We start from the raw sequence: 21,448 nt of genomic DNA, 5'->3' as shown, positions 1-21,448 counted from the left end.
AGTGCCTCACTGAATGGGAATGAATTGCTCCAGGTTAGCCAGCAAGTGGCTGGTGGGGAGAGGATCGTCGCTGGAGAGCCACCAGCGGATGAGGGAGAGCATGGCGCCGGTATAGAAGTGGGCGGCCACCTGGGGATCCACCTGAGGGGAGACGGCCCGGAAGCGGGGCTCCGACAGCAAGCGGCACAGCTCTCCGGCAGCGCAGTCCTCCAGGGTTTGGGCCAGGGTGTCTGCACCGCTGTTGAGGCAGGCGCGATACAGTGCCCGGCGCTGGGAAAAGAACTGAAATACGTTGCGGGCGGCGGTGAGCAAATACTCCCGGGGGCTGCGCTCCGGGTCCTGAGGCAGGCAGGTGGCGGTGCACTCCCGCTCCAGGCCCTCCAGCAGATAGCGCAGAAGCTCCTGCTTGTCGTTGAAGTGGGCGTAGAAGGTGGTGCGGTGTACCATAGCCCGGCGGCAGATATCAGTGACCGACAGCTCCTGGAAAGACTTCTCCTCCAACAGCTGGGCCAGAGCTTCTACCAACAGCTTGCGGGTCTTGCGCTGGCGCAGATCCAGATGTTCCTCGTTTCCGTATTCCATAGCGACCTCTCCTTGTTTGGAATGGGACTATCATACTCTGTAAATCTACATTCGTCAAGATAAAATACAGATGTAGATTTATTGGGAAAAACCACTGAACTTGGCGGTTAAAATTCTCTGTTCAGACGAAGAGAATAAGGTTGCGGGCAGATGGAAATATGCGGTATTATAAGGAACAGGAAGCGTTTTCTGTCCAGAACCTCTGGCAGCCGCATTCCATCATTTGCAGGCCGGAGCGCTACTCCATTTCAATAGCCATCCGGACCAGAAAAAAGGAGGAAAATATTTGCCGCCGGCCGGCGGTGCGGCAGTGTGGAGACCTGCCGTAATCCTGTCAGGGTTTCGCTCTCTGGCAGGGAGGTACGTGAGCAGAGGCGAGCGTACTACGGCCTGAGCCCATGTCTACTGTGAGCCTTCAGCACATCTTCAAGATCTATGACGGAAACGTCACCGCGGTGAGCGATTTCAACCTGGAGATCGCCGACAAGGAGTTTATCGTTCTGGTTGGACCCTCCGGCTGCGGTAAGTCCACCACCCTGCGTATGGTGGCCGGCCTGGAGGAGATCTCCAAGGGCGAGCTGCGCATCGACGACCGCCTGGTCAACGATGTGGAGCCCAAGGACCGCGACATCGCCATGGTCTTCCAGAGTTACGCTCTGTATCCCCACATGACCGTGCGGGAGAACATGGAATTCCCCCTGAAGCTGCGTAAGATGGACAAAGCGGAGATCGAGCGCCGGGTCAACCAGGCCGCCGAGATCCTGGACATTACTCAGTATCTGGACCGTAAGCCCAAGGCTCTGTCCGGCGGCCAGCGTCAGCGTGTGGCCATCGGCCGCGCCATCGTCCGTGAGCCCAAGGTGCTGCTGATGGACGAGCCTCTGTCCAACCTGGACGCCAAGCTGCGTAACCAGATGCGCGCTGAGATCATCAAGCTGCGTCAGCGCATCAACACCACCTTTATCTACGTGACCCACGACCAGACCGAGGCTATGACCCTGGGCGACCGCATCGTCATCATGAAGGACGGCTTTGTCCAGCAGATCGGCACTCCCCAGCAGGTCTTTGACACCCCCGTGAACCTGTTCGTGGCCGGCTTTATCGGCACTCCCCAGATGAACTTCTTCAACGGCAAGCTGGAGAAGACCGGTGCCGGCTATCAGATCCAGTGCATGGGCGCTACCATCCCTGTCACCGACGAGATGGCTCAGAAGCTGGCCTCCAAGGGCCAGGGCAATGCCGACGTGATCGTGGGCGTGCGTCCCGAGCACATCACCGTCCAGACCGAGGGCGGCAACGCCATCCAGTGCACCGTTGAGGTGTCCGAGCTGATGGGCAGCGAGTTCTACCTCCACGCCACCGTGGGCGAGGGTGAGAAGCAGCAGAACGTGGTTATGCGTATCCAGACCACCGAGCTGCCCGCCGAGTTCCGCGCCGGTGTGCCCTACGGCACCAAGATGGGCTTCACCTTCCGCAACCAGCTCATCCACCTCTTTGACCCCACCACCGAGAAGAGCCTGCTGGCCGACTAATCTGAATTGCAAAACGCCCGGAGCAGATGCTCCGGGCGTTTTTATGGGCATCTCCGGCACGGCCGGAGATGCCCATATTTATATTCGTTAGCGGAACTGATTCAAATCCGGCTGGTAGACATAGCCGACGGCATTCAGAGTCTGAATGATCTCCTCAGGGTCCGCATCTTCGGCATGGCACAGTTCCTCCAGGCTGGGGTAGTTGTCCCGCAGCTTGGTGTTTACCACGCTCAGCAGGAGAATAGGGTCCTTAGGCAGCATATCCGCTTCCCTCCTCTCTCAGGCATTCAGGCCCAGACCATAGATCTGGTTGGCGTTGTCGAAGAAGACGTTCTGCCAGTGAGCGCGGGGCACCAGACGCTGGATATAGCGGATATACTCCTCCAGGTTGACGATGGGCCAGTCGGTGCCGAACATCACCCGGTCCCAGCAGCCCACATAGCTCAGCCAGCCGCGGAGCAGCTCGGCATATACGGCACGGTCCAGGAAGTAGGCGTCCAGGTCCACCCGACCCTCCAACAGGCCGGACAGATCAGTGGACACGTTGGGGTTTTTCTCCAGCACAGCCGCCGCCTCCTGGAGGAAGGGGTTGCCGAAGTGGCACATGACAAAGCGGGTGCGGTGGTTGTCGGCAGCCGCCTCATCCAGCACCAGGGGATGGCTGTACTTGAGATAGGCCCGGGAGTAGGAGGTGAGGCCCATATGGATGGCGACCGGCTTGTCGTAGCGGGCGGCCAGCTCATAGATGGGCTGGTAGATGGGGTCGGTGAGCCAGATCTTGTTGTAGCCGGGGTAGAGCTTCACACCGCAGCAGTTTTCACGCTTCAGGTGCTCCTCCACCTGGTCGGGCAGGTCCTTGGGGATGGTCTCACCACGGTCCAGCACCAGGCTGTCCAGCCCGACACAGTAATGAAACAGGTCGGTGGGGTAGTTGTGAAAGCCCACGTCCAGGCTGCGGTTGCCCATGACCACGCCGTGGACGATCTCCAGCTGTCCGTACACCTCCCGCAGGTGGTCCACCGAGTTAACGTGGCCTACCTTCTCAGCCATGGCGTCGGTGCGGGGTTCGGAGGGAAAAATATGTAAATGCGCATCAATAATTTTCATGGAAAAGGCTCCTTTCATACCATTTCATTATTATAATGCGCCAACCTCCGCTCCGCAACCCCCTCAGCCGGGGAGCGTGGGGGAAATTATGGCCCAAAGTGCGTCTTCACTGAGCCCTTTGCTTGTATATTCCGCCTCCGTCCCGTCGGAATATCGAATGGTGAAGTTGATGCGGGGACCGTCGATGTCTCCCGCGTCCTGGTAGGAGCGGGAGCGGGCGGACACCACCTCCCGGGTCATGTCCTGGGCGCGGAAGATGGGATTGTCTACCGTCTCCCGATATTCCTCCGGCACGCTGTCGCACCAGGGAATGGAGTAGAGCCGCACGTCATAGGCGGCCCGGTTGCTCACGTCCACCGTATTCCCCTGCGGCGCGCCGCCCTCCGGGAGAGACACCCGTACGGTCACATCGCTGTATCCCCGGCTCCAGCGCAGGAACAGGGTGTTCCGCACCCCCTCCTGGTAGGAGAGCGTACCCTCAAACTCTCCGTAGCCTGCGGGGGCGGAGGCGGGCAGGTAGGGGGAAAAGTCGGCCTCCTGCCGGGCCTCCTCCAGGCTGGAGAAGGTCTCGGCCCGCCAGCCCGGGATGTCCGTGGTGGTGCGCAGGTGATCCAGGGTAAACTGGATACCCTCCCCGGCAAAGGTGCGGTTGACAAAGAAGCTGTTGAAGTCCAGGGCGGTGTCCTTGCCCTCCGGATCAGTTTGGCCGTAGTTGACAAAGCGCACCCCAATGCCGTCCTTGAGTGCCTGGATGGTCACCTTTGTCTCAGAATTGCCGTCATCGTTCCAGTCACCGGTGGAGGTCCAGGCAGCGATCTCTGTACCAAAGTAGTCGTAGTAGGCAGGTTCCGGTCCGGCCACACAGGTGGGGGGGAGCTGCTCGGGGGAGAGCTGGAGGGAGAAGTGGGCGTCCCCCTTGCGGCCTACTACGGTTACCCAGAGCAAGGAACCTTCCTTGTCATAGATGGCGTCGGCGGTGAGGGTGTAGCCGTCCCAAAAGAGCGTCCAGGGGATGCCCTCCCCATCGCCATCCGGCCAGAACAGATCAAATAACTGCTCCTGGGTGAGGGTGCGGCCAAAGGAGCCCTCCGGCACATCGTAGCGCAGGGCACCGTCCCCCTCGGTCTCCCACGGGACATAGTCGATCCCCCCCATGCAGAAGAAGTTGGCAGTTCCCTCTCCGCTGTCCGGCACCAGGTAGCCCGAGGACTCTCCGGGGCCGAAGTTATCCTGGATGCCGGGGACAATGGTGTCCGAGGCCACCGGATTGGGGCCGGAAGCGGGGGACAGGCCCACATACAAAGCCAGGCAGGCCGCTGCGCCGCAGGCGGCCAGGGCGGCCATCTGTCCCACATGGGAGTGGCGGGGACGGGGCTTTAGTTCACACAGGCGGCGGTGAAAATCCGGGGACACCTGCTGGGAATCCATATACTGAGTGTAGTATTTCACTGAAAATTTCCTCCTAACAATCGGCGAAGCCGCTCTCTGGCCCGGGAGAGCCGGGAGCGGACCGTGCCGGGGCGGCAGTGGAGCAGCTGGGCGATCTCCTGGGTGGAGTAGCCCTCGTAGTAGTGCAGATGGATGACGGCCCGGTCCTGGGGAGGCAGAGCGTATAATTCCTCCAGCTCCTCCCGTTCCTCCGGGGAGGGAGCGGGCAGTTCCTCCCACAGAGGCACTGTGGGCCGCCGCCAGCGTAGGCGAAGGCGGCTTTTGCAGCCGTTGACCAGCACCCGCATGAGCCACGCCCCGGGAATCTCTAAATTTTGCGGCGCCTTTTCCAAAAAGGCAAGGAATGCTTCCTGTACCGCGTCCTGGGCCTCGCTGGGGTCGCCCAGAATGGCCAGGGCGGTGCGGTAGAGACGGTTTTCTTCCTGGGTGACCAGGGTCTCCCAATCCACCGGTGGGTTGGTCGGATGGTTCATCGCTTCACCCCCTTCTACACAGGTTGACGCTTTTTCAGGGGAAATTGTTGCAGCGGAGAAAAATTTTTCAGAAAAAATTCAGCCTGCCGCCCAGAGGGCAGCAGGCTGAAACAGAATGGAAAAATTACTGAGCCACGGTGATGGAGGTGATGTGGGGGTTCACACCCTCATACCAGTAGAGGAAGCCCTCGGCGTCGATCACCTGACCGATCTCCAGAGCCTCCACGGCCTTGTAGACCTCGGTGGAGCTGTCGCAGAGGTAGGACTCCACGGTGAAGGTGTAGGTCTGGCCGTCCACAGAGACGTTGAAGTACAGGTCGTCGCCGTCGGTGCCGGAGCCGTCCCAGCTGTACAGGAAGGCGGCCTCATTGCCGCTGGCATCCTGAGAGGGCTCCACAGTCAGGCCCTTGAAGGAGACCAACTGGTTCTGGTGGTCGATGAGGCTCTCGTCGGCCAGCAGGGCGGTCACGTCCAGAGGCTCGGCCACGAAGGTGTCGCCGCCCTCCACGATCTGGATGGAGGCGTCGATGATTTCCACCTCGCCGGACCACTCGGTCTTATAGCCGGTGACCTGGATCTTGGTGCCGGGGGTCAGCTGGTCGTAGAGCTCCTGGGAGCAGGCGGCATCATAGACAAAGTAAGCGCCGTCCTGGTCCTGGGTGTACAGGGTGGCCTTGTCCTTCCACCAGGACTGCTTGGCCTGGACATAGGTCTCCACGGTGACCTGGCTGTCCAGGGCGGCGGCCATATACTCCTCGTAGCTCATGACCTCGCCGGCGGTCTGGGAGCCGGAAGCGGAGGACTGGGACTGAGAGGTGGTATCAGAGCCGCTGCCGGAGCTGTTCTGAGAGCTGGTGTTCCCGTTGCTGCCGCAGCCGGTGACGGCCAGGGCCATGGTGAGAGCCAGGGTCAAAAGAATGGTACGTTTCATCTTGCTTCTCCTTTTCAATGGGTTTGGACAGGTTGTCCGCTTTCATTATAGCTGGAATTTTCAAGAAATCAATGGCCAGTCCGCTTTTTCCGCGCGCTGAGGACCACCCACACCAGGATCAGAATCCAGGCCGCAGCCAGGCTGCCCAGAAGGATCACCGCTGTCTGAGGCAGGGGTCCAAGATCGGCGGGACCGGAGGCGGAGGCGCTGGTTTCGTCCAGGTGGTAGAGGGCTTTTACCTCGTTAAAGAGGGAATCCCAGTAGGCCTCATCCACTGTCTCACCCCGGCGTACCGACTTGGCGGTGTTCTCAATGAGCTGTCCCGCGGCGTCACGCAGGGAGGCCGAGCCGTTGAACACCGGGGTGACAAAGGTGTCGTCGGTGTGGTCCAGCAGCAGCTGGGTGGCCTCGATCTTCACGTCGTAGTAGGTGTCATTGTCCTCGCCGGAGCGGGACAGGTAGTCCTGGTAGGTGGGGTCCTGCTGAGCCTTGGAGGTGACGGGGACATACCCCTCGGTCTGGGCGTAGGGGATCTGCACCTCATTGGTAAGCAGGAACTGAGTGAACAGCCAGGAGGCCAGCACCTCCTGGGGGTCCTCCTTGTTGAAGATACAGATGGAGGGACCCTGGGAGATCATCTGGGGGTTCTCCGGGTCAAACTGGGGGATGGGCATCACTACCGTCTCAAAATCCACAAAGGCATCGGGGCTGATGTCGGAGAGGGGGGCGTTGGCGCCCATCCAGGTGGAGCCGGCGGTGGAGTCGAAGGCAAAGATACACTGGCCGGCGTTGAGGAAGTTGGCGGGGTAGCTGGAGATCTTGAAGGTGGAGAAGGCTCCCGTCTCCACGTGCTGAGCAATGGTGGACAGCAGCTCTTTGGTGGTGTCGTTGAAGAGCTGGATGTCTCCGCTGCTGGTGGAGTAGCCTGCGTCCAGCTGCCGGAGCATCTGGATCATCATGTTGTCGGTGGACTTATAGATGAAGGGGATCATCACCTTCTGGCCGTTGACCAGGTAATTGCCCTGGGCGTCCTGCTTGGCGGCGGCCTCCGATACCTCCCAGATAAAGTCCCAGGTGAGGGTTTCCGGAAGGGTGTAGCCCAGCTTTTCCACGTAGGTCTTGTTGATGTAGCAGGCCTCGGTGGAGCGCATGTAGGGCACAGCGTAATAGGTCCCGTTCAGGTCGCACTCCTCCAGAAACTGGGGAATGATCTCCTCCTGGGTGGGGCCATCAAATTTCAGGGCCGCGCCGCCCAGGCCGTAGTCCGGGTCGGCAAACAGCTCATCCAGAGGCACCACCACATTTTCCCCCGTGAGGTAGGTGGCGATGTGGTCGGGGTAGGTGATACACACGTTGGGGGTGGTGCCGGTGGAGATATTGGTGATGACGTCGTTATAAATTTTGCCGTAGTCGGTGTACAGGCGCAGCTCCACTTTGATGTTGGGGTAGAGCTCCTCAAAGTCGGCGATGGCCTGCTTATAGATGTCGGTCTGGCGCTTGTTGGTGTCGTTCTTGGCCCAGAAGGTGATCTCATAGGTGCGGCTCTCGTCAAAGGTGTCTGGCACCTGAAAGCTTGCCGTCTCCTTGGAGCCGTGGCAGCCGGTGAGTCCCAGCAGAAGGGCGGCGGAGAGAAGGGCCGCACAGACGCGTTTTCCTCTCATCCTTTGATCCCTCCTCTGGACACGCCCGCCATGATCTTCTTCCGGAACAGGAAGAACAGCAAAATGAGGGGCACGGAAATGACCACCACCGCCGCCATCATGGCGGGGATGTTCTCCCGGCCAAAGCCGTTTTCCCGGATTTCCTGGATGCCGTTGGACACCAGAAAGTAGTTGGGGTCGTCAGTAATGAGCCGGGGCCACACGTAGGAGTTCCAGCACTCGATGACCTTCAGGATGATGATGGTCACCAGAGTGGGGCGGCAGATGGGCAGCATTACCTTCCATAGGTACTTAAAGTCGGAGGTACCGTCTACCTTGGCTGCCCGGTAGAGCTCGTCGGGCACCTGCTCAAAGTTTTCCTTCAGCAGGTAGATATAAAACACTGAGGTGACCGAGGGGAGGATAAGGCCGGTAAAGGTGTTGCGCAGCTCCAGGCCGGTAATGGTGGCGTAGTTGGTGATGACCACCAATTCGGTGGGGATCATCATCAGGGACAAAAACAGGGTAAACAGCAGGTTTTTCCCCCGAAACTCCATCCGGGCAAAGGCGTAGGCCGACAGGGTGATGACCACCACCATGAGAGCGGTGGTGACCACGGCGAAGAACACTGTGTTCAACAGATAGCGGCCAAGAGGAACGGAGGTAAAGGCGTCGCGGTAGTTTTGCAGAGTGGGGGAGAGGGTAAAGAAGGTGGGGATGTGCTCGGCGTTGTAGGCTCCGTAGTCCTTCACCGAGGTGAGCAGCATCCAGTAGAAGGGGAAGAGGACCACCACCGCCCACACGCCCAGAAGCAGGTAGGTGAGTAAGCGCAGGATGCGTTTGCGGCGCAGCGCCCGCCCCTGGAGACGTTCAAAGTCAAAAGATTGTTCCACAATAATCCCCCCTTAGTAGTGCACGTGCTTTTTGCTGACCAGGAGGTTGATGCAGGTGATGGTCAGCACGATGGCAAACAGGATGATGGCGGCCGCCGAGGCGTAGGACGGGAAACCGCCGCTGTCGCCGTAGAGCATGTCGTAGACATAGCCCACAATGGTGTTCATCCCAGCCGCATTCAGGTCGGTGCCGAAGAGAGCTACCGCGTCGCTGTACGCCTTGAAGGCGCCGATAAAGCCGGTGACGATGAGGTAGAACACCATGGGGGAGATCATGGGCAGGGTGATGCGCAGGAAGATACGTCCCTTGGAGGTGCCGTCCACCCGGGCGGCCTTGTAGTAGTCCGGATTCACCGAGGCCAGAGCGCTGGTGAGAATGAGGATTTTAAAGGGCATGACCACCCAGATGGTGTAGAAGCACAGCACGAACATTTTGGCCCAGTAGGGGCCCTCGATAAAGTCCACGCTGGAGCCGCCGAACCACTGGATCATCAGGTTGATGAGGCCGTCGGTGTACTCCGTCTTTTGAAACAGGATCATGAATACCAGACCCACTGCCAACGTGTTGGTCACGTAGGGCAGAAAGTAGATGGTCTGGAACAGATCCCGGAGAGGCCGGATGGAGCTGAGAGCCAGAGAGATGACCAGAGCCAGTCCCGTGGACAGGGGCACGGTGATGATGACCAGCAGGAAGGTGTTTTTCACCGCCTGCAAGAAGTAGGGATCGTGGAGCACGTAGGAGTAGTTATACAGTCCCACGCCGAAGTAGGTCTGGGAGGCAAAGTTATACCCCTCCTCCACCGAGTAAATAAATACGTCGATGAGGGGATAGACCATAAATGCTGCCAGAAACAGCAGAGCGGGCAGCAGGTAGAGCCAGGCTTTTCGTTGTTGTTTCATCGCGCACCCCGAATCCGGCAGCCGGAGTCAGGCTGGAAGAGAAATACCTTTTCCGGCTTTAGAGCGAAGCGGATGCTCTGGGCGCTGCGGTCCACCGGAGCATCGGCGGTGATAATGGCACGGAGGGTGGGGGACTGGCAGGCGGAGTGGGAGGCCACCACGCTGATGTCCCGGCCCATCACCTCCACACCGCTGAGGGCGCAGGAGAGAGGCCCATCGGCCTGGGGCAGGAAGCCCTCGGGACGGATGCCCACCGTGACGCTCTGGTCCGGGATACCGGGGACAGGCAGGACCGCCTCTCCGCCCAGGCAGAGCATCCCGTTCTGAATCTGGCCGTCAAAGACGTTGATGGGCGGCGTGCCCAGAAACTTGGCCACAAACAGGTTGGCCGGGTCGTCATAGACCTGCTGGGGCTGGCCGATCTGCTGCAAAACCCCCTCCTTCATGACCACGATGCGGTCGGAGATGCTCATGGCCTCCTCCTGGTCGTGGGTGACAAAGACGGTGGTGATTTTGGTGGAGCGCTGGATTTTCCGAATCTCCTCCCGGGTCTGGAGGCGCAGCCGAGCGTCCAGGTTGGAGAGAGGCTCATCCAGCAGCAGGACGTGAGGCATTTTTACCAGCGCCCGGGCAATGGCCACCCGCTGCTGCTGGCCGCCGGACAGCTCGCTGGGCTTGCGGTCCAGAAGCTCCCCGATCTGGACCAGAGAGGCCGCCTCATCCACACGCCGAGCCATCTCCTCTTTGGTAAGGCGGTCTTTCCCCTTCAAATTTTCCAGAGGGAAGAGAATGTTTTTCCGCACTGTCAGGTGGGGGTAGAGGGCGTAGTTCTGAAACACCATGCCGACTCCACGCAGCTCCGGGGGCAGGGCGGTGACGTCCCGGTCGCCGAAGAAGATCTTTCCGCTGGTGGGCTGCTCCAGTCCGCAGATGAGGTTCAAGGTGGTGCTCTTTCCGCAGCCGGAGGGGCCAAGCAGGCCGATGAGCTGGCCGTCAGGAATTTCAAAGGTGAAGTCATTCACAGCAACCACTTCGCCGGAGGACTTCCGGCCGGGGCTGTGAAAGGTTTTTGTAAGATGCTCAAGCTGAATATTCATAGGCGTATCTCCCTCCCAATTCCGTTTGATTATAGCTGAAACAAGCTTTTTTCTCAAGGGAGTCAGACGGGGGAAGAAAGCTTGCCGCCGGGTTTTGCGTGAGTCAGCGTGCGCTGGATAAAGGCCAGGTACTGGAAAAAACCGTCCTCGTCTGCCTGGGGATAGGGAAATCCCAGCTGTGCCCCCACATCGTTGGCAGTATCGTGGAACAGACCGCAGGCGGTACGTATCGCCTGCCACATATGCTCATAGTCGCTGTCGCAGTAGATTTTGGTGTAGCGCTGGTAGAGGGAAGGGGGCAGGCAGCGCCGGAAAAACTTATTGGATTTCCCGCAGGAGACGGAAAAATCCGTGGCACAGCCCACGTACCAGGCCAGCATCTGTTCCAGCATCGGGCGGGCCTGGGCGTGGTAGGTGGTCATGGCGAAGGGAAGCTCGTTGCGGGCAATGCCCTTGGCCACATCGCACAGGCTCCAGAAAAATTCATTGCAGCATCCCTGAAACTGGCTGGCGGTGGGAGATTTGACATGAAAGTCCTCGTCGCTGGGGGGCGGCAGCTTGGGAAGACAGCCGATTTTGTCCAGAAGGGGCAAAAAGAGCTTGTTCCGGGTGCAGCCCTGCTGCATGTGCTCTACCGTCTCCACACCCAGGTCGATCCGGTTCCCATCTTCCAGCAGAAGAAGCCAGGAATAGAGCTGCTGGTAGTTGGAGCGCAGGCCAAACCGGTCCCCGTATCCAAAGTCGCTGTCCTGTTCCTGGGTCAAAATCCGTGGACCGAAGACATCCAGCCATGCCGGGTCCTGCCGGAAAGAGTCGGTTTCCGTGACCACATACATAAGGTCAAAGTCCTGATAGACATCCTTGGGCACGTTGGGGTTTGTGCGGGAGCCTTTCAGGTAAGCTGCCAGGATCCGGGAGTCGGATTTGGCCACAGACAAAATCAGGTCCATGATGTCCTGTTCACTGCGCATGGGATCGGTCGCCTCCTTGCTGTACTGTCCAGCGTTCTTCCTAATTATAACAAACGGCGGGGAGACAGGCAAATGGGGAAGTCGGGGCAAAACAAAAGACACCGCCCCAAAGGGGCGGTGCCTTCAACAGATCATCAGCACGTTATGTACCGGGGAGGGGAGATTTGCTGCCGCAGTCTTATAATAATCCTGAGATCAGCATAAGCCCAGCAAATGGCGCACTTCACCGATCATATATAACGATCCGCAGGCGCATACCACATCTTCCGGTCCGGCCAGAGCCAATGCTTGCTGGATTCCTTGCTCGGTCGTCTCGCAGGCATCGGCCTGGACGCCTAAGCCGTGGAGATAATCCGCCAGCTCCTGAGCGCTGAGAGCCCGGGGGCTGTCTGGAGTAATGGTGACAAAGGATTTGGCCAGGGGCAGGATTTTGTTTATCATATCGGGGTAGTCCTTGTCCCCCAACACTCCGGTTAGGAAGATCATTTTCTTCCCCGGATACAGCTCCTCCAGTGCATCGTGCAGAGCGGCCATACACTGAGGATTGTGTCCGCCGTCCAGCAAAATATCAGGGTTGCGGCGAACCAGTTCCAAACGGGCAGGCCACACGGCGTTCTCAAGACCTTGGGCCACGGCCTGTTCCTCGATCTTCCAGCTGCGGTGGCTCAGTGTCCAGATCGTATCCAATGCGGTCATGGCGTTGTACAGCTGGTGGGGGCCCAGCAGAGAGATATGATAGGGACCCTTTCCGCGGTAACGGAAGGTCTGTCCATCCCGGTTGCTTTCCAGAACCTCCAGAGTTTGCGGCGCGGTCACCGTCAAAGGACTCTCCATCTGCCGGCAGACCTCTTTTACCACATCCTCCACCTCGCCGCTTTGGTGGTAGAGTACGGTGGAGCAGCCCTTTTTGATGATGCCGGACTTCTCTTGAGCAATCAGCGTACGGGAGTTGCCCAGCTCCTGGGTGTGCTCCAAGCCGATGTTGGTGATCACGGCTGCTTCGGGAGCGGGGATCACGTTTGTGGAATCAAGGCGTCCGCCCAGTCCCACTTCCAGCACGACAATATCGCACTTCATGCGCAGGAAAAACTCCAGGCCCAGAGCGGTCATCAATTCAAATTCCGTGGGGGGATCCTCCATTCCCTCTCCGGCTTTGATGACCAACTCACCCAGCTCGCCCAGCATCGCGTCGGAGATGGGCACGCCATCCACTTGAAAGCGCTCATGGAACGTCCAGAGATGGGGAGAGGTATAAAGTCCGGTGCGCAGTCCCGCTTGCGTAAGAATGGAAGAAACCATCGCCGCGGTCGATCCTTTTCCGTTTGTACCGGTAATGTGGATAAATTTCAGCTTTTCATGGGGGCTGCCCAGCCGTTCCAACAGGGTAAACGTGCGGCTTAGGCCGGGCTTTCGGCCGGTCCATGCCCGTTCATGAATAAAATTGACTGCTTCCTGACCTGTCATAGCAATTTGCTCCTTTTTGTCCGCTTCTTAGCGGGAATAAATCACTGCCGTGATCAATTGCGCGCCCTGGGAACTCTCCAGGCGCACCGGCGTATCTTCGGCCTCCCGGCACAGCAGAAACTGACCGGCCGATGCCGTTTTGTGATCCTCAGGCAGTGACACCTGGCCTTGTCCGCAATAGACAGCCAGAGTGCGGCGGGGAAAGGGTTCAGGCGCGGAGACCGGAGCGGTCCAGCTCACAGCGCTCCCAGCCGACAGCGTCAAAGCCTGAAGGGTTCCCTGGCACTGTCCCTTGCGCAGCATTAAATTGAAGTCCGTACAGCATCCCCAGGATTCCACAGATACAGCCCCGTCAAAGGAGTATATTTGATAGGGAGCCAAAGAAAAACGTGCTCCATCGCCTACCTTCATATCCAGCCCGCCTTTTACGGTGGCAATCAGACGGTTGTAGTCAGGAAGTGGAGTGAAATCCGAATGCTCCAGAATGACCTTGGCAGAGCTGAACCGCCAGAGAAAATCCCGGTTTGCATAGACCGACTCCTGGGGTGCGATCGCCAGTTGAGTGGTGGTTCCACCCGACCAGTTGGTTGTGACGTAATCCTCTTCTGTAAGCAGAACCCACTGCATAAGAAGCCGCCCTTTCTTTAACGGTTTTTTGCCTCCTGAAGCGCAGACAATCCGCTGCGGCGCAGCAGTTTCACAAGCGGTATGGAAATGGCCGCCACAACAAATGCGGTAATGATGTCTTTCGGCAGCCGGAAAATCACGCTTCCAAAGACAACGGCAAACGTATAGTAATGATTGATCAGGCTGTCCAGCCACAAAGCCAGCGTATTCATACAGCCGGTGATCAAAGCGCCTGCGATGCACGCAGCGTAACACCGGACAGGCCGGTCTTCCAGATGTTTTCCGCAGCGCTTTTCACGCTGGGCAACAAAACCCACCGCCAGTGCCCAGCCCATAGGGGGCCAGATCCAGATGATGGTGGTGTGCATGAGGCCGAAGGTCAGCATCTGGCTGAGAAATTCACCAATCAGCGCCACCGCACAGCCGCTGCCTGTTCCAAGGGACAGCGACGCTATGATGACAGGCAAAGCGACAAACGTCAGTTTCCAGTTTCCGGTCCGAATCACCAGCGTCATACTCAGCAGGACATATACAGCGATCAGAATTGCGGTTTGACACAGAACTTTAATGTTGGCGTTTTTCATAAAAAACACTCCTCTCATGGCTGATTGCCATGAAAGGAGTACCCTAGTCATGGCAGCGGATGCGATACAGCAACGCGGGAAGGGTCCCTTCGTCCATCGGCAACCTCCCATCCGATGGCACTTGACGCGCTGGATCTACTCTGTCAGTTTCTTCAAATGAAAAGGGTGCGTGCCAACCTGAAATTTGCAGGCACGCACCCCAAGCGATTACATCTGGCTGAGAACGTTCTGGTAAATCTGGTCGGCCAGAGGCAGAGCTTTGGCCAGCATGGCCTCGCCCTTCTTGCGGTAGTCCTCGGCCAGCTCCTTATTCTTCAAAGAGCCGATGTTGATGAGGACGTTGAGCCACGCGCCCTGAATGGCGGCACGCATGGACAAAGCGGATACGCCCAGATCGCTGGCGGCGCTGTCGTTGGTTTTGCCCAACAGAGAAGCGGTCAGCTCCAGGGTCTCGGTAGCCAGCTCCATCATCTCGAAGGGAGTGGCAGTACAAGCCTCCAACCCTTTCTGAATAGCGGCGGAGCGGGCGGCCTTTTCTTCGTCGGTAGATTTAGGCATCCGGAATGCGGCGCTGACCACGTTGAAGGCGTCGGTATCCCGGTCCATCACGTCCACAAAGCGAAGCTTCAGATCGGCAGCCTTCTTCTGGCTCTCCACGACAAATTCCTGATATTCTGCATATTTTTCCTTGCTCTTGCCCACGGTGGTCAAACCGCACACCATAGCGGTGAGTGCGGCGCCCAGGGCACCCTCCAGCGCAGCGGCAGAGCCGCCGCCGGGAGCGGGAGCGTCAGAGGCCAGCAGGTCGACAAACTCAGCGGTTTGCAGCTCGGCTAATTTTTTCATGTCGCTTCTCTCCTTATCCCTCTTGTGTTTCTTACTTCATGTCCAGGAGGTGATACTCCATGATCTGGTTGTGGCAGTCAAAGTCTCTGGCTTTCAGATAGAACTCCGCGCAGTCGATCATGGCCTTGGCGGGGGTCAGACCCACGATCTCGCTGTCAATGATGTAGGTGCCGTAACGCTCGGCCAGAGAACGGACCATCTCATAGACCACATACAGAGGGGTATCCTCATAGTTGACCATGTTCATGGAAACCTGGGCGATGCCCCGGTCCTCCATCATAAAGCCCATAGCCTTACAGCTGCGGAAGCCGCCGGAGGAACCGCGGATGACCTTGGCGATCTTCTTGGCCACTTCCACATCAGAGGTAGCCAGGTTGATGTTGAAGGCGACCAGGGGCATACGGGCGCCGATGGCGGTGATGCCGGCGGTGGGGTGGATCTTGCGCTCACCGTAATCGGGAGCCCACTCCTCCTGCAGCAGCTTCTCAGGCATACCCTCAAACTCACCCTTGCGGCAGGTGGCCAGGTTGCGGCGCTCGGGCCGGGTGGCGGAGTCTTCGTACAGGAAGGAGGGAACCTTCAGCTCGTCCCAGATACGCTGGGCCACGCGCTTGGAGAGCTCCACGCACTCCTCCACAGTGACATCCTTGGACTGGGGAACAAAGGGGATGACGTCGGTGGCGCCCATGCGCTTGTGCTCACCCTTGTGCTTGTTCATGTCGATGCGCTCAGTGGCGACCTTGGTCAACTGGAAGGCAACCTCTTCAATGGCGTCGATGTTGCCGATCAGAGTAAATACGCAGCGGTTGTGATTGCCGTCGGTCTGGGCGTCAAACAGAGTACAGCCGGGGACGCTGTTGGCTGCCTCGACCAACGCGTTATAGGTAGCTTCGTCCTTCTCCTTGCTGCAGCTGAAGTTGGGGATACACTCTACAAGCTTCGCCATGATAAGTTCCTCCATTATTTTTTTGATGATTTCCGGAATGGTTCCGGAGTGACCTGCGAAAGACTGCTGAGTCAAACCACAAGGAATGTATTTCTATGGTTTCATTTTAGCTCAGAGCGTTTGGTTCGTAAATGAGTTCTGTTTTTCATTTTTCTTTTCTTACTTTGTTTTGTTAAGTGAAAACAGGAATTCACTTTACAAATAAAAACGCAGAACGTTTCTTACGTGCAAAATGCACAAAATATCTCACGGCTTATCCTGGAACATAGAGATAAACTGCTTGACACAGTTGGCGTAGTAAATATTTTCGCTCCAGAGCAGCATAGGATACGAGGGAGCGGACAGATCCTGTATGGGTTTTGAGTACAGGGCAGAATGAGGGGTGGTTTCTACAATAGAGCGGGGAAGATAGCTGATTCCAAACCCTGCCTGTACCATCTGCATCGCCATAGGAGTGTCGTAACACTGGCAGACGGTATTCGGGGTAAACCCTCTGCGCTGACATTCGTTGATCAGATGTGAGCTGTACCCCCACATGTCATCGCTGCGCAAAAGGCACATGGGGACATCCTTCAGAGCCTCAATGGGGATAGTATCCGAATCTGGGGCCGGATCCAGTTCACGGGACATAACCAGCTCCAACGGGTCCTCGCCCAGAATCTTTTCGTGAAGCTGTGAAACCCGCTCAGCGGAATTGCGCAGAAACAGAACGTGCAGGTTCCCTTTGTTCAGATCATCCAGCAGGTCCTTGGGCGATCCCAGGCGGACATACAACTCCACACGCGGATATTTCGCATGATATTCCCGCAAATAGTCCATGACGATGGGGATGTTGGAATAGATAATGCCGACTTTCAGGATGCCGCGAAATCCTTCATTTACATCCCGGACACTCTCGATCATCATGCGGAAATTCTGAAACATGTGCTGACTTTGCTGGTACAGGCTGCGTCCTGCCTCGGTCAGCTCCACGCCCTTGTTGTTGCGCAAGAAGAGGCATACCCCTAATTCGTCCTCCAGCATGGACAACTGGCGGCTGATAGGAGGCTGAGCCACATGAAGGGCTCTGGCGGCTTTGGAAATGCTTTTTGCTTCTGCTACGGCAGAAAAGTATTCTAGCTGTTTAAAGTTCATATCTTGCTATACCTTTTTGATCTATCAAATATACAATATAGGTATTTTTCATTATAGCATATTTCGGTTAAAATACAATCAAAAGGGAAAAACATTTGGCCCATAACTTACGTTTTACACAAAAAATTTTTATAGGGGGAAGTATCATGACTGGCAACGTAAACGATGCAATGACCATCAAGCTGGACTACGAGCTGCCCGAGTACCCTGAGTTTGACGCTCAGTACCGCCGTGCTCCCCGCCGTGAGTCTCATTTGAGTGAGGCGGACAAGGCTTTGGCCATCAAGAACGCACTGCGTTACATCCATCCCGATCACCACGAGCAAATGGCCAAGGAGTTTGCGCAGGAGCTGGAAGAGCATGGCCGTATTTACGGCTACCGCTTCCGTCCTGCGGGCAAGCTGTACGGCAAGCCCATCGATGAGTACAAGGGTGCGTGCATTGAGGGCCGCGCCATTCAGGTTATGATCGACAACAACCTGGACTTTGATGTGGCTCTGTACCCCTATGAACTGGTTACCTACGGTGAGACCGGTCAGGTGTGCCAGAACTGGATGCAGTATCGCCTGATCAAGAAGTATCTGGAGGTCCTGACGGACGAGCAGACCCTAGTGGTCATGTCCGGCCACCCCCTGGGCCTGTTCCACAGCCACAAGCTGGCTCCCCGTGTCATCATCTCCAACGGCCTGATGGTGGGCACCTTTGATGACCAGAAGAACTTCAACCGCGCTGCGGCTCTGGGCGTTGCCAACTACGGCCAGATGACCGCCGGAGGCTGGATGTATATCGGTCCTCAGGGCATCGTGCACGGCACCTTCAACACCCTGCTCAACGCCGGCCGTCTGAAGCTGGGCATCCCCCAGGACGGCAACCTGGCCGGCCGTCTGTTTGTGTCCGCCGGTCTGGGCGGCATGTCCGGTGCTCAGGGCAAGGCTGCTGAGATCGCCGGCGCTGCCTCCATCATCGCCGAGGTGGACGACTCCCGCATCGAGACCCGCTATACCCAGGGCTGGGTCAGCCACCGCACTGACAGCCTGGAAGAGGCCTGGAAGATCGCCAAGGAGCACATGGATTCCAAGCAGCCCTGTGCCGTCGCCTATCACGGCAACGTGGTAGACCTGCTGGAGTACCTCTATGACAACAACATCCACGTGGATCTGCTGTCCGACCAGACTTCCTGCCACGTGCCTTACGACGGCGGCTACTGCCCCCAGGGTCTGACCTTTGAACAGCGCACCGAGATGCTGGACAAGGATCCCGAGGGCTTTGCCAAGCTGGTTGACAAGACGCTGCAGCACCACTATGAGATGATCTGCAAGCTGCATGACCGGGGCACCTACTTCTTCGACTACGGCAACAGCTTCCTGAAGGCCGTGTATGATACCGGCATCAAGAGCATCTGCAAGAACGGCGAGAATGACCTGGACGGCTTTATCTTCCCCTCCTACGTGGAAGACATCCTGGGTCCCTGCCTGTTTGACTTTGGCTACGGTCCCTTCCGCTGGTGCTGCCTGTCCCGGAATCCCGAGGACCTGGACAAGACCGACGCTGCCGCTGCCGAGTACATCAAGGCCCATAACCGCCGCTATCAGGACTACGACAACTATGTCTGGGTCCGCGACGCAAAGAAGAACAAGCTGGTTGTCGGCACTCAGTGCCGCATCCTGTATCAGGATGCTATGGGCCGCATGAACATCGCTCTGAAGTTCAATGAGATGGTCCGCAACGGTGAAATCGGCCCCGTTATCCTTGGCCGTGACCACCACGATACCGGCGGAACCGACGCCCCCTTCCGTGAGACCTCCAACATCAAGGACGGCTCCAACATCATGGCCGAGATGGCGACTCAGTGCTACGCCGGCAACGCAGCCCGCGGTATGAGCTACATTGCGCTGCATAACGGCGGCGGCACCGGAATCGGAAACGCCATCAATGGCGGCTTCGGCATGGTTCTGGACGGCTCGGAGCGTGTGGATACCATTTTGAGAATGGCTATGCCCTGGGATACCATGGTGGGCGTTTCCCGCCGCGCCTGGGCCCGCAATGAGAATGCTCTGGCCACTGCTGCCGAGTACAACAAGCTCTATGAGGGTCAGGATCATATTACCCTGCCTTATGTGGCGGATGACGCCGTTGTTGAGGCTGCCGTTAAGGCGATGAAGGGCTGATTGACCTGAGATACAACGGAAAAGGAGGGGGCGTGTCATCACGCCCCCTCCTTTGGAAAGGATACGAGGGCATGCGTAAATTACTATTGACCAACATCGGTATGCTGGCCACCCCCCAGGGAAGAGCTGCCAAGAAGGGACCGGAGCAGGGCGCCATCCAGATGCTCAAGAACGCCTGGGTCCTGGTAGAGGACGGCGTTATTGCCCAGGTGGGGACAGGAGCTGCTCCTGAGGTGGAGGATGCCAAGGTAGTAGATGCAGAGGGGAATCTGGTTACTCCCGGTCTGGTGGACGCCCACACGCATCTTATTTTCGGCGGCTGGCGTCAGAATGAACTGGGTATGAAGCTCCACGGAAAGACCTACCTGGAGATCCAAAATGCGGGCGGTGGGATCCAGTCCACCACCAATGCCACCCGTCAGGCTACCGCCGAGGAGCTGACGAATAAGGCGGCTAAGGCGCTGGATGAGATGATGGGCTTCGGCGTTACCACCTGTGAAGCCAAGAGCGGTTACGGTCTGGCCACGGAACACGAATTAAAGGCGCTCCAGGTGATCAAGGACCTGAACGACCGCCATCCCATGGATATTGTAGCTACCTTCATGGGTGCCCACCTGGTTCCTGCCGAGTACAAGCAGAACCGTGAGGAGTACATCCGGTTGGTATGCGAGGAGATGATGCCTGCCGTCAAGGAGCAGGGCATTGCCAAGTTCTGCGACGTGTTCTGCGAGGCCGATACCTTTACCGTGGAGGAGTCCCGCCAGGTGCTGGAGGCCGGCCTGAAATACGGCCTGCGCCCCAAGATTCATGCGGACGAGATCGAGGCCATCGGCGGTTCCCAGTTGGCAGGGGAGATCGGCGCCATTTCTGCCGAGCATCTCATCGTTTGCCCTCCCGAAGGGATTGCCAGCATGGCAAAGGGCGGCGTCATTGCCTGCCTGCTTCCCGCTACCAGCTTCAATTTGGGGGCGGTCTTTGCCCCGGCTCGGGATATGATCCGTGCGGGCGTGCCTGTGGCTATGGCCACCGACTTTAACCCCGGCTCTTGTCCCTGTCTGAATCTGCAGTTTGTCATCAACCTGGGATGCCTGAAGTATAAGCTCACCCCCGAGGAAGTGCTCACCGCAGTTACCTTGAATGGCGCGGCCGCCATCGACATGGCAGATAAAGTCGGCTCTGTGGAAGTGGGCAAGCAGGGCGATCTGGTTATTTGGGATGCTCCAGATCTGGATTATATTTGCTACCGCGTAGGCAGCAATTTGGCCAAGACGGTAATTAAGCGGGGCGAGCTGGTCTGACACTGCCCCCGGAAAGGGAGGGAACCGGCATGGACCGGACCGATTATCAGATCCTCAATATTCTCCAGAAAGATTGCCGGACCACCCTGAAGCATATCGGCGATCAGGTGGGGCTTACTGCCCCTGCTGTGTCAGAGCGTGTGCGCCGGATGGAGGAAAAGGGCGTGATCCGAGGGTTTCGAATCGATGTGGAGCGGGAACGCCTGGATTGCAGTATGACCGGCTTTATCTTTGTTGCCGTAGAGCCGGAAAAGTACAATACCTTCTGCGAGTTTTGTGAAAAAAGTTCGGCTATCGTTAGTCACTACCATGTGATCGGCGTGTTCAACGCCTTGCTGCGCTTTGCGGTGCGGGGGACGCGGGAACTGGATGAACTTCTCTCTTCCATTAAGCGATACGGAGACTCACAGACTTCGGTGGAGCTCAAAACTTATTTTGAGACCAAAGAAATCCCGCCGCTTGGCTGATTTGACCTGAAGTGCGAAGAAATAGAAAACAAGCTTCGGCTGCTTTGGCAGACGAAGCTTGTTTTTTTATATCAATAGGCCCGTACAGCAAAAGCTGTACGGGCCTGCAGAAAGATAGGGCAGCTGTAATGGTGTATCAGAACAGGCCGGTGATCTTGCCGTTCTCGTCGATGTCGATACGCTCGGAGGCAGGCACCTTGGGCAGGCCGGGCGCGTCGTCGCGGGCTTTGTATCCCTCGCTTCCGTGCAAACACGAAAGCTCACTCACGCCGCCACTCCTCCTTTCCCAACACGGCCCGCTGACGCTGGGCCCGTGTTGGGTTCCCGGTGACCATGCCC

The 21,448-nt window shown here is 57.8% G+C and carries 22 protein-coding genes and 1 riboswitch; of the genes, 4 read left to right on the top strand and 18 right to left on the bottom strand.

The annotated features are described in order from the left end of the window. Nucleotides 1–6: 6 nt before the first annotated feature. Nucleotides 7–582: a TetR/AcrR family transcriptional regulator gene (locus tag ACEVJL_RS00420; protein ID WP_302667541.1), complete on the bottom strand. Its 576-nt coding sequence runs from the start codon at nucleotides 580–582 to the stop codon at nucleotides 7–9. A gap of 398 nt (nucleotides 583–980) precedes the next feature. Between ACEVJL_RS00420 and ACEVJL_RS00415 the strand changes: the two genes are divergently transcribed. Further along, nucleotides 981–2,114: an ABC transporter ATP-binding protein gene (locus ACEVJL_RS00415; RefSeq protein WP_008981326.1), complete on the top strand. Its 1,134-nt coding sequence runs from the start codon at nucleotides 981–983 to the stop codon at nucleotides 2,112–2,114. 87 nt (nucleotides 2,115–2,201) lie between these two features. Here the strand turns inward: ACEVJL_RS00415 and ACEVJL_RS00410 are convergent, their stop codons facing one another. From ACEVJL_RS00410 to ACEVJL_RS00335, 16 genes are all read right to left on the bottom strand, one after another. Next, nucleotides 2,202–2,375: a DUF4250 domain-containing protein gene (locus ACEVJL_RS00410; protein ID WP_302667542.1), complete on the bottom strand. Its 174-nt coding sequence runs from the start codon at nucleotides 2,373–2,375 to the stop codon at nucleotides 2,202–2,204. Nucleotides 2,376–2,393: 18 nt separating this feature from the next. After that, nucleotides 2,394–3,221, bottom strand: coding sequence for an amidohydrolase family protein (locus tag ACEVJL_RS00405; RefSeq protein WP_020989823.1), 828 nt, complete (start codon nucleotides 3,219–3,221; stop codon nucleotides 2,394–2,396). Between the two features lie 63 nt (nucleotides 3,222–3,284). Then, nucleotides 3,285–4,670, bottom strand: a complete 1,386-nt coding sequence (locus ACEVJL_RS00400) for a hypothetical protein (RefSeq protein WP_374736550.1) — start codon at nucleotides 4,668–4,670, stop codon at nucleotides 3,285–3,287. Continuing rightward, nucleotides 4,667–5,143 carry an RNA polymerase sigma factor gene (locus tag ACEVJL_RS00395; RefSeq protein ID WP_235397049.1) on the bottom strand — a complete coding sequence of 159 codons (477 nt, stop codon included), beginning with the start codon at nucleotides 5,141–5,143 and terminating at the stop codon, nucleotides 4,667–4,669. Before ACEVJL_RS00395 ends, ACEVJL_RS00400 begins: the two co-directional genes overlap by 4 nt. A gap of 124 nt (nucleotides 5,144–5,267) precedes the next feature. Beyond that, nucleotides 5,268–6,074, bottom strand: a complete 807-nt coding sequence (locus ACEVJL_RS00390; RefSeq protein WP_325208256.1) for a hypothetical protein — start codon at nucleotides 6,072–6,074, stop codon at nucleotides 5,268–5,270. A gap of 68 nt (nucleotides 6,075–6,142) precedes the next feature. Continuing rightward, nucleotides 6,143–7,735 (bottom strand): ABC transporter substrate-binding protein, encoded by a 1,593-nt coding sequence (locus tag ACEVJL_RS00385; protein WP_374736549.1) that lies wholly within the window; start codon nucleotides 7,733–7,735, stop codon nucleotides 6,143–6,145. Further along, nucleotides 7,732–8,607, bottom strand: coding sequence for a carbohydrate ABC transporter permease (locus ACEVJL_RS00380; protein WP_110441956.1), 876 nt, complete (start codon nucleotides 8,605–8,607; stop codon nucleotides 7,732–7,734). Before ACEVJL_RS00380 ends, ACEVJL_RS00385 begins: the two co-directional genes overlap by 4 nt. Nucleotides 8,608–8,619: 12 nt before the next feature. Further along, nucleotides 8,620–9,507 carry a carbohydrate ABC transporter permease gene (locus ACEVJL_RS00375; protein WP_110441957.1) on the bottom strand — a complete coding sequence of 296 codons (888 nt, stop codon included), beginning with the start codon at nucleotides 9,505–9,507 and terminating at the stop codon, nucleotides 8,620–8,622. Then, complete coding sequence (locus ACEVJL_RS00370; RefSeq protein ID WP_374736548.1) at nucleotides 9,504–10,604, bottom strand: ABC transporter ATP-binding protein; 1,101 nt, start codon at nucleotides 10,602–10,604, stop codon at nucleotides 9,504–9,506. The genes ACEVJL_RS00375 and ACEVJL_RS00370 overlap by 4 nt, the downstream gene beginning before the upstream one ends. 62 nt (nucleotides 10,605–10,666) lie before the next feature. Then, nucleotides 10,667–11,575: an aminoglycoside 6-adenylyltransferase gene (locus ACEVJL_RS00365; RefSeq protein WP_374736547.1), complete on the bottom strand. Its 909-nt coding sequence runs from the start codon at nucleotides 11,573–11,575 to the stop codon at nucleotides 10,667–10,669. A gap of 195 nt (nucleotides 11,576–11,770) precedes the next feature. After that, entirely contained in the window at nucleotides 11,771–13,039 is a 1,269-nt protein-coding gene (locus ACEVJL_RS00360; RefSeq protein ID WP_374736546.1) for a bifunctional folylpolyglutamate synthase/dihydrofolate synthase, read from the bottom strand. A 27-nt stretch (nucleotides 13,040–13,066) separates the two neighbouring features. Beyond that, on the bottom strand, nucleotides 13,067–13,666 hold the full coding sequence (locus tag ACEVJL_RS00355) for a HutD family protein (RefSeq protein WP_302670576.1): 600 nt from the start codon (nucleotides 13,664–13,666) through the stop codon (nucleotides 13,067–13,069). Between the two features lie 17 nt (nucleotides 13,667–13,683). After that, nucleotides 13,684–14,250: a folate family ECF transporter S component gene (locus tag ACEVJL_RS00350; protein ID WP_040649698.1), complete on the bottom strand. Its 567-nt coding sequence runs from the start codon at nucleotides 14,248–14,250 to the stop codon at nucleotides 13,684–13,686. A 51-nt stretch (nucleotides 14,251–14,301) separates the two neighbouring features. Then, a riboswitch (THF riboswitch) is annotated at nucleotides 14,302–14,395 on the bottom strand. Between the two features lie 62 nt (nucleotides 14,396–14,457). Then, on the bottom strand, nucleotides 14,458–15,096 hold the full coding sequence (locus ACEVJL_RS00345; RefSeq protein WP_008981341.1) for a cyclodeaminase/cyclohydrolase family protein: 639 nt from the start codon (nucleotides 15,094–15,096) through the stop codon (nucleotides 14,458–14,460). A gap of 31 nt (nucleotides 15,097–15,127) precedes the next feature. Next, on the bottom strand, nucleotides 15,128–16,042 hold the full coding sequence (gene ftcD, locus ACEVJL_RS00340; protein WP_008981342.1) for a glutamate formimidoyltransferase: 915 nt from the start codon (nucleotides 16,040–16,042) through the stop codon (nucleotides 15,128–15,130). A gap of 246 nt (nucleotides 16,043–16,288) precedes the next feature. Further along, nucleotides 16,289–17,176, bottom strand: a complete 888-nt coding sequence (locus ACEVJL_RS00335) for a LysR family transcriptional regulator (RefSeq protein WP_110441962.1) — start codon at nucleotides 17,174–17,176, stop codon at nucleotides 16,289–16,291. 146 nt (nucleotides 17,177–17,322) lie between these two features. Here ACEVJL_RS00335 and ACEVJL_RS00330 point away from each other — a divergent pair, with 146 nt between their 5' ends. From ACEVJL_RS00330 to ACEVJL_RS00320, 3 genes are all read left to right on the top strand, one after another. Beyond that, nucleotides 17,323–19,344, top strand: a complete 2,022-nt coding sequence (locus ACEVJL_RS00330; RefSeq protein WP_008981345.1) for a urocanate hydratase — start codon at nucleotides 17,323–17,325, stop codon at nucleotides 19,342–19,344. A 71-nt stretch (nucleotides 19,345–19,415) separates the two neighbouring features. Then, a complete protein-coding gene (gene hutI / locus ACEVJL_RS00325) occupies nucleotides 19,416–20,642 on the top strand; it encodes an imidazolonepropionase (protein WP_235397039.1) in 1,227 nt (408 codons plus the stop codon). Between the two features lie 29 nt (nucleotides 20,643–20,671). Next, the gene (locus tag ACEVJL_RS00320) at nucleotides 20,672–21,109 is read left to right on the top strand and encodes an Lrp/AsnC family transcriptional regulator (protein ID WP_008981347.1); all 438 of its coding nucleotides are present in this window, start codon (nucleotides 20,672–20,674) and stop codon (nucleotides 21,107–21,109) included. Between the two features lie 136 nt (nucleotides 21,110–21,245). On the opposite strand, the gene ACEVJL_RS00315 is transcribed toward ACEVJL_RS00320, so the two are convergent. After that, complete coding sequence (locus ACEVJL_RS00315) at nucleotides 21,246–21,377, bottom strand: formate--tetrahydrofolate ligase (RefSeq protein WP_151076370.1); 132 nt, start codon at nucleotides 21,375–21,377, stop codon at nucleotides 21,246–21,248. Nucleotides 21,378–21,448 lie beyond the last annotated feature (71 nt).

It is taken from the genome of Flintibacter porci, assembly GCF_041925195.1.
GTDB lineage: Bacteria > Bacillota > Clostridia > Oscillospirales > Oscillospiraceae > Lawsonibacter > Lawsonibacter porci.
The sequence above is the reverse complement of the archived record's forward strand: the minus strand, read 5'-3'. Positions and strand labels throughout refer to the sequence as shown.

Bases quoted from the DNA above. Each gene is read 5' to 3' on its own strand.
- ACEVJL_RS00420 (WP_302667541.1), bottom strand. From the start codon at position 582: ATGGAATACGGAAACGAGGAACATCTGGATCTGCGCCAGCGCAAGACC.
- ACEVJL_RS00415 (WP_008981326.1), top strand. From the start codon at position 981: ATGTCTACTGTGAGCCTTCAGCACATCTTCAAGATCTATGACGGAAAC.
- ACEVJL_RS00410 (WP_302667542.1), bottom strand. From the start codon at position 2,375: ATGCTGCCTAAGGACCCTATTCTCCTGCTGAGCGTGGTAAACACCAAG.
- ACEVJL_RS00405 (WP_020989823.1), bottom strand. From the start codon at position 3,221: ATGAAAATTATTGATGCGCATTTACATATTTTTCCCTCCGAACCCCGC.
- ACEVJL_RS00395 (WP_235397049.1), bottom strand. From the start codon at position 5,143: ATGAACCATCCGACCAACCCACCGGTGGATTGGGAGACCCTGGTCACC.
- ACEVJL_RS00390 (WP_325208256.1), bottom strand. From the start codon at position 6,074: ATGAAACGTACCATTCTTTTGACCCTGGCTCTCACCATGGCCCTGGCC.
- ACEVJL_RS00385 (WP_374736549.1), bottom strand. From the start codon at position 7,735: ATGAGAGGAAAACGCGTCTGTGCGGCCCTTCTCTCCGCCGCCCTTCTG.
- ACEVJL_RS00375 (WP_110441957.1), bottom strand. From the start codon at position 9,507: ATGAAACAACAACGAAAAGCCTGGCTCTACCTGCTGCCCGCTCTGCTG.
- ACEVJL_RS00370 (WP_374736548.1), bottom strand. From the start codon at position 10,604: ATGAATATTCAGCTTGAGCATCTTACAAAAACCTTTCACAGCCCCGGC.
- ACEVJL_RS00365 (WP_374736547.1), bottom strand. From the start codon at position 11,575: ATGCGCAGTGAACAGGACATCATGGACCTGATTTTGTCTGTGGCCAAA.
- ACEVJL_RS00360 (WP_374736546.1), bottom strand. From the start codon at position 13,039: ATGACAGGTCAGGAAGCAGTCAATTTTATTCATGAACGGGCATGGACC.
- ACEVJL_RS00355 (WP_302670576.1), bottom strand. From the start codon at position 13,666: ATGCAGTGGGTTCTGCTTACAGAAGAGGATTACGTCACAACCAACTGG.
- ACEVJL_RS00350 (WP_040649698.1), bottom strand. From the start codon at position 14,250: ATGAAAAACGCCAACATTAAAGTTCTGTGTCAAACCGCAATTCTGATC.
- ACEVJL_RS00345 (WP_008981341.1), bottom strand. From the start codon at position 15,096: ATGAAAAAATTAGCCGAGCTGCAAACCGCTGAGTTTGTCGACCTGCTG.
- ftcD (WP_008981342.1), bottom strand. From the start codon at position 16,042: ATGGCGAAGCTTGTAGAGTGTATCCCCAACTTCAGCTGCAGCAAGGAG.
- ACEVJL_RS00335 (WP_110441962.1), bottom strand. From the start codon at position 17,176: ATGAACTTTAAACAGCTAGAATACTTTTCTGCCGTAGCAGAAGCAAAA.
- ACEVJL_RS00330 (WP_008981345.1), top strand. From the start codon at position 17,323: ATGACTGGCAACGTAAACGATGCAATGACCATCAAGCTGGACTACGAG.
- hutI (WP_235397039.1), top strand. From the start codon at position 19,416: ATGCGTAAATTACTATTGACCAACATCGGTATGCTGGCCACCCCCCAG.
- ACEVJL_RS00320 (WP_008981347.1), top strand. From the start codon at position 20,672: ATGGACCGGACCGATTATCAGATCCTCAATATTCTCCAGAAAGATTGC.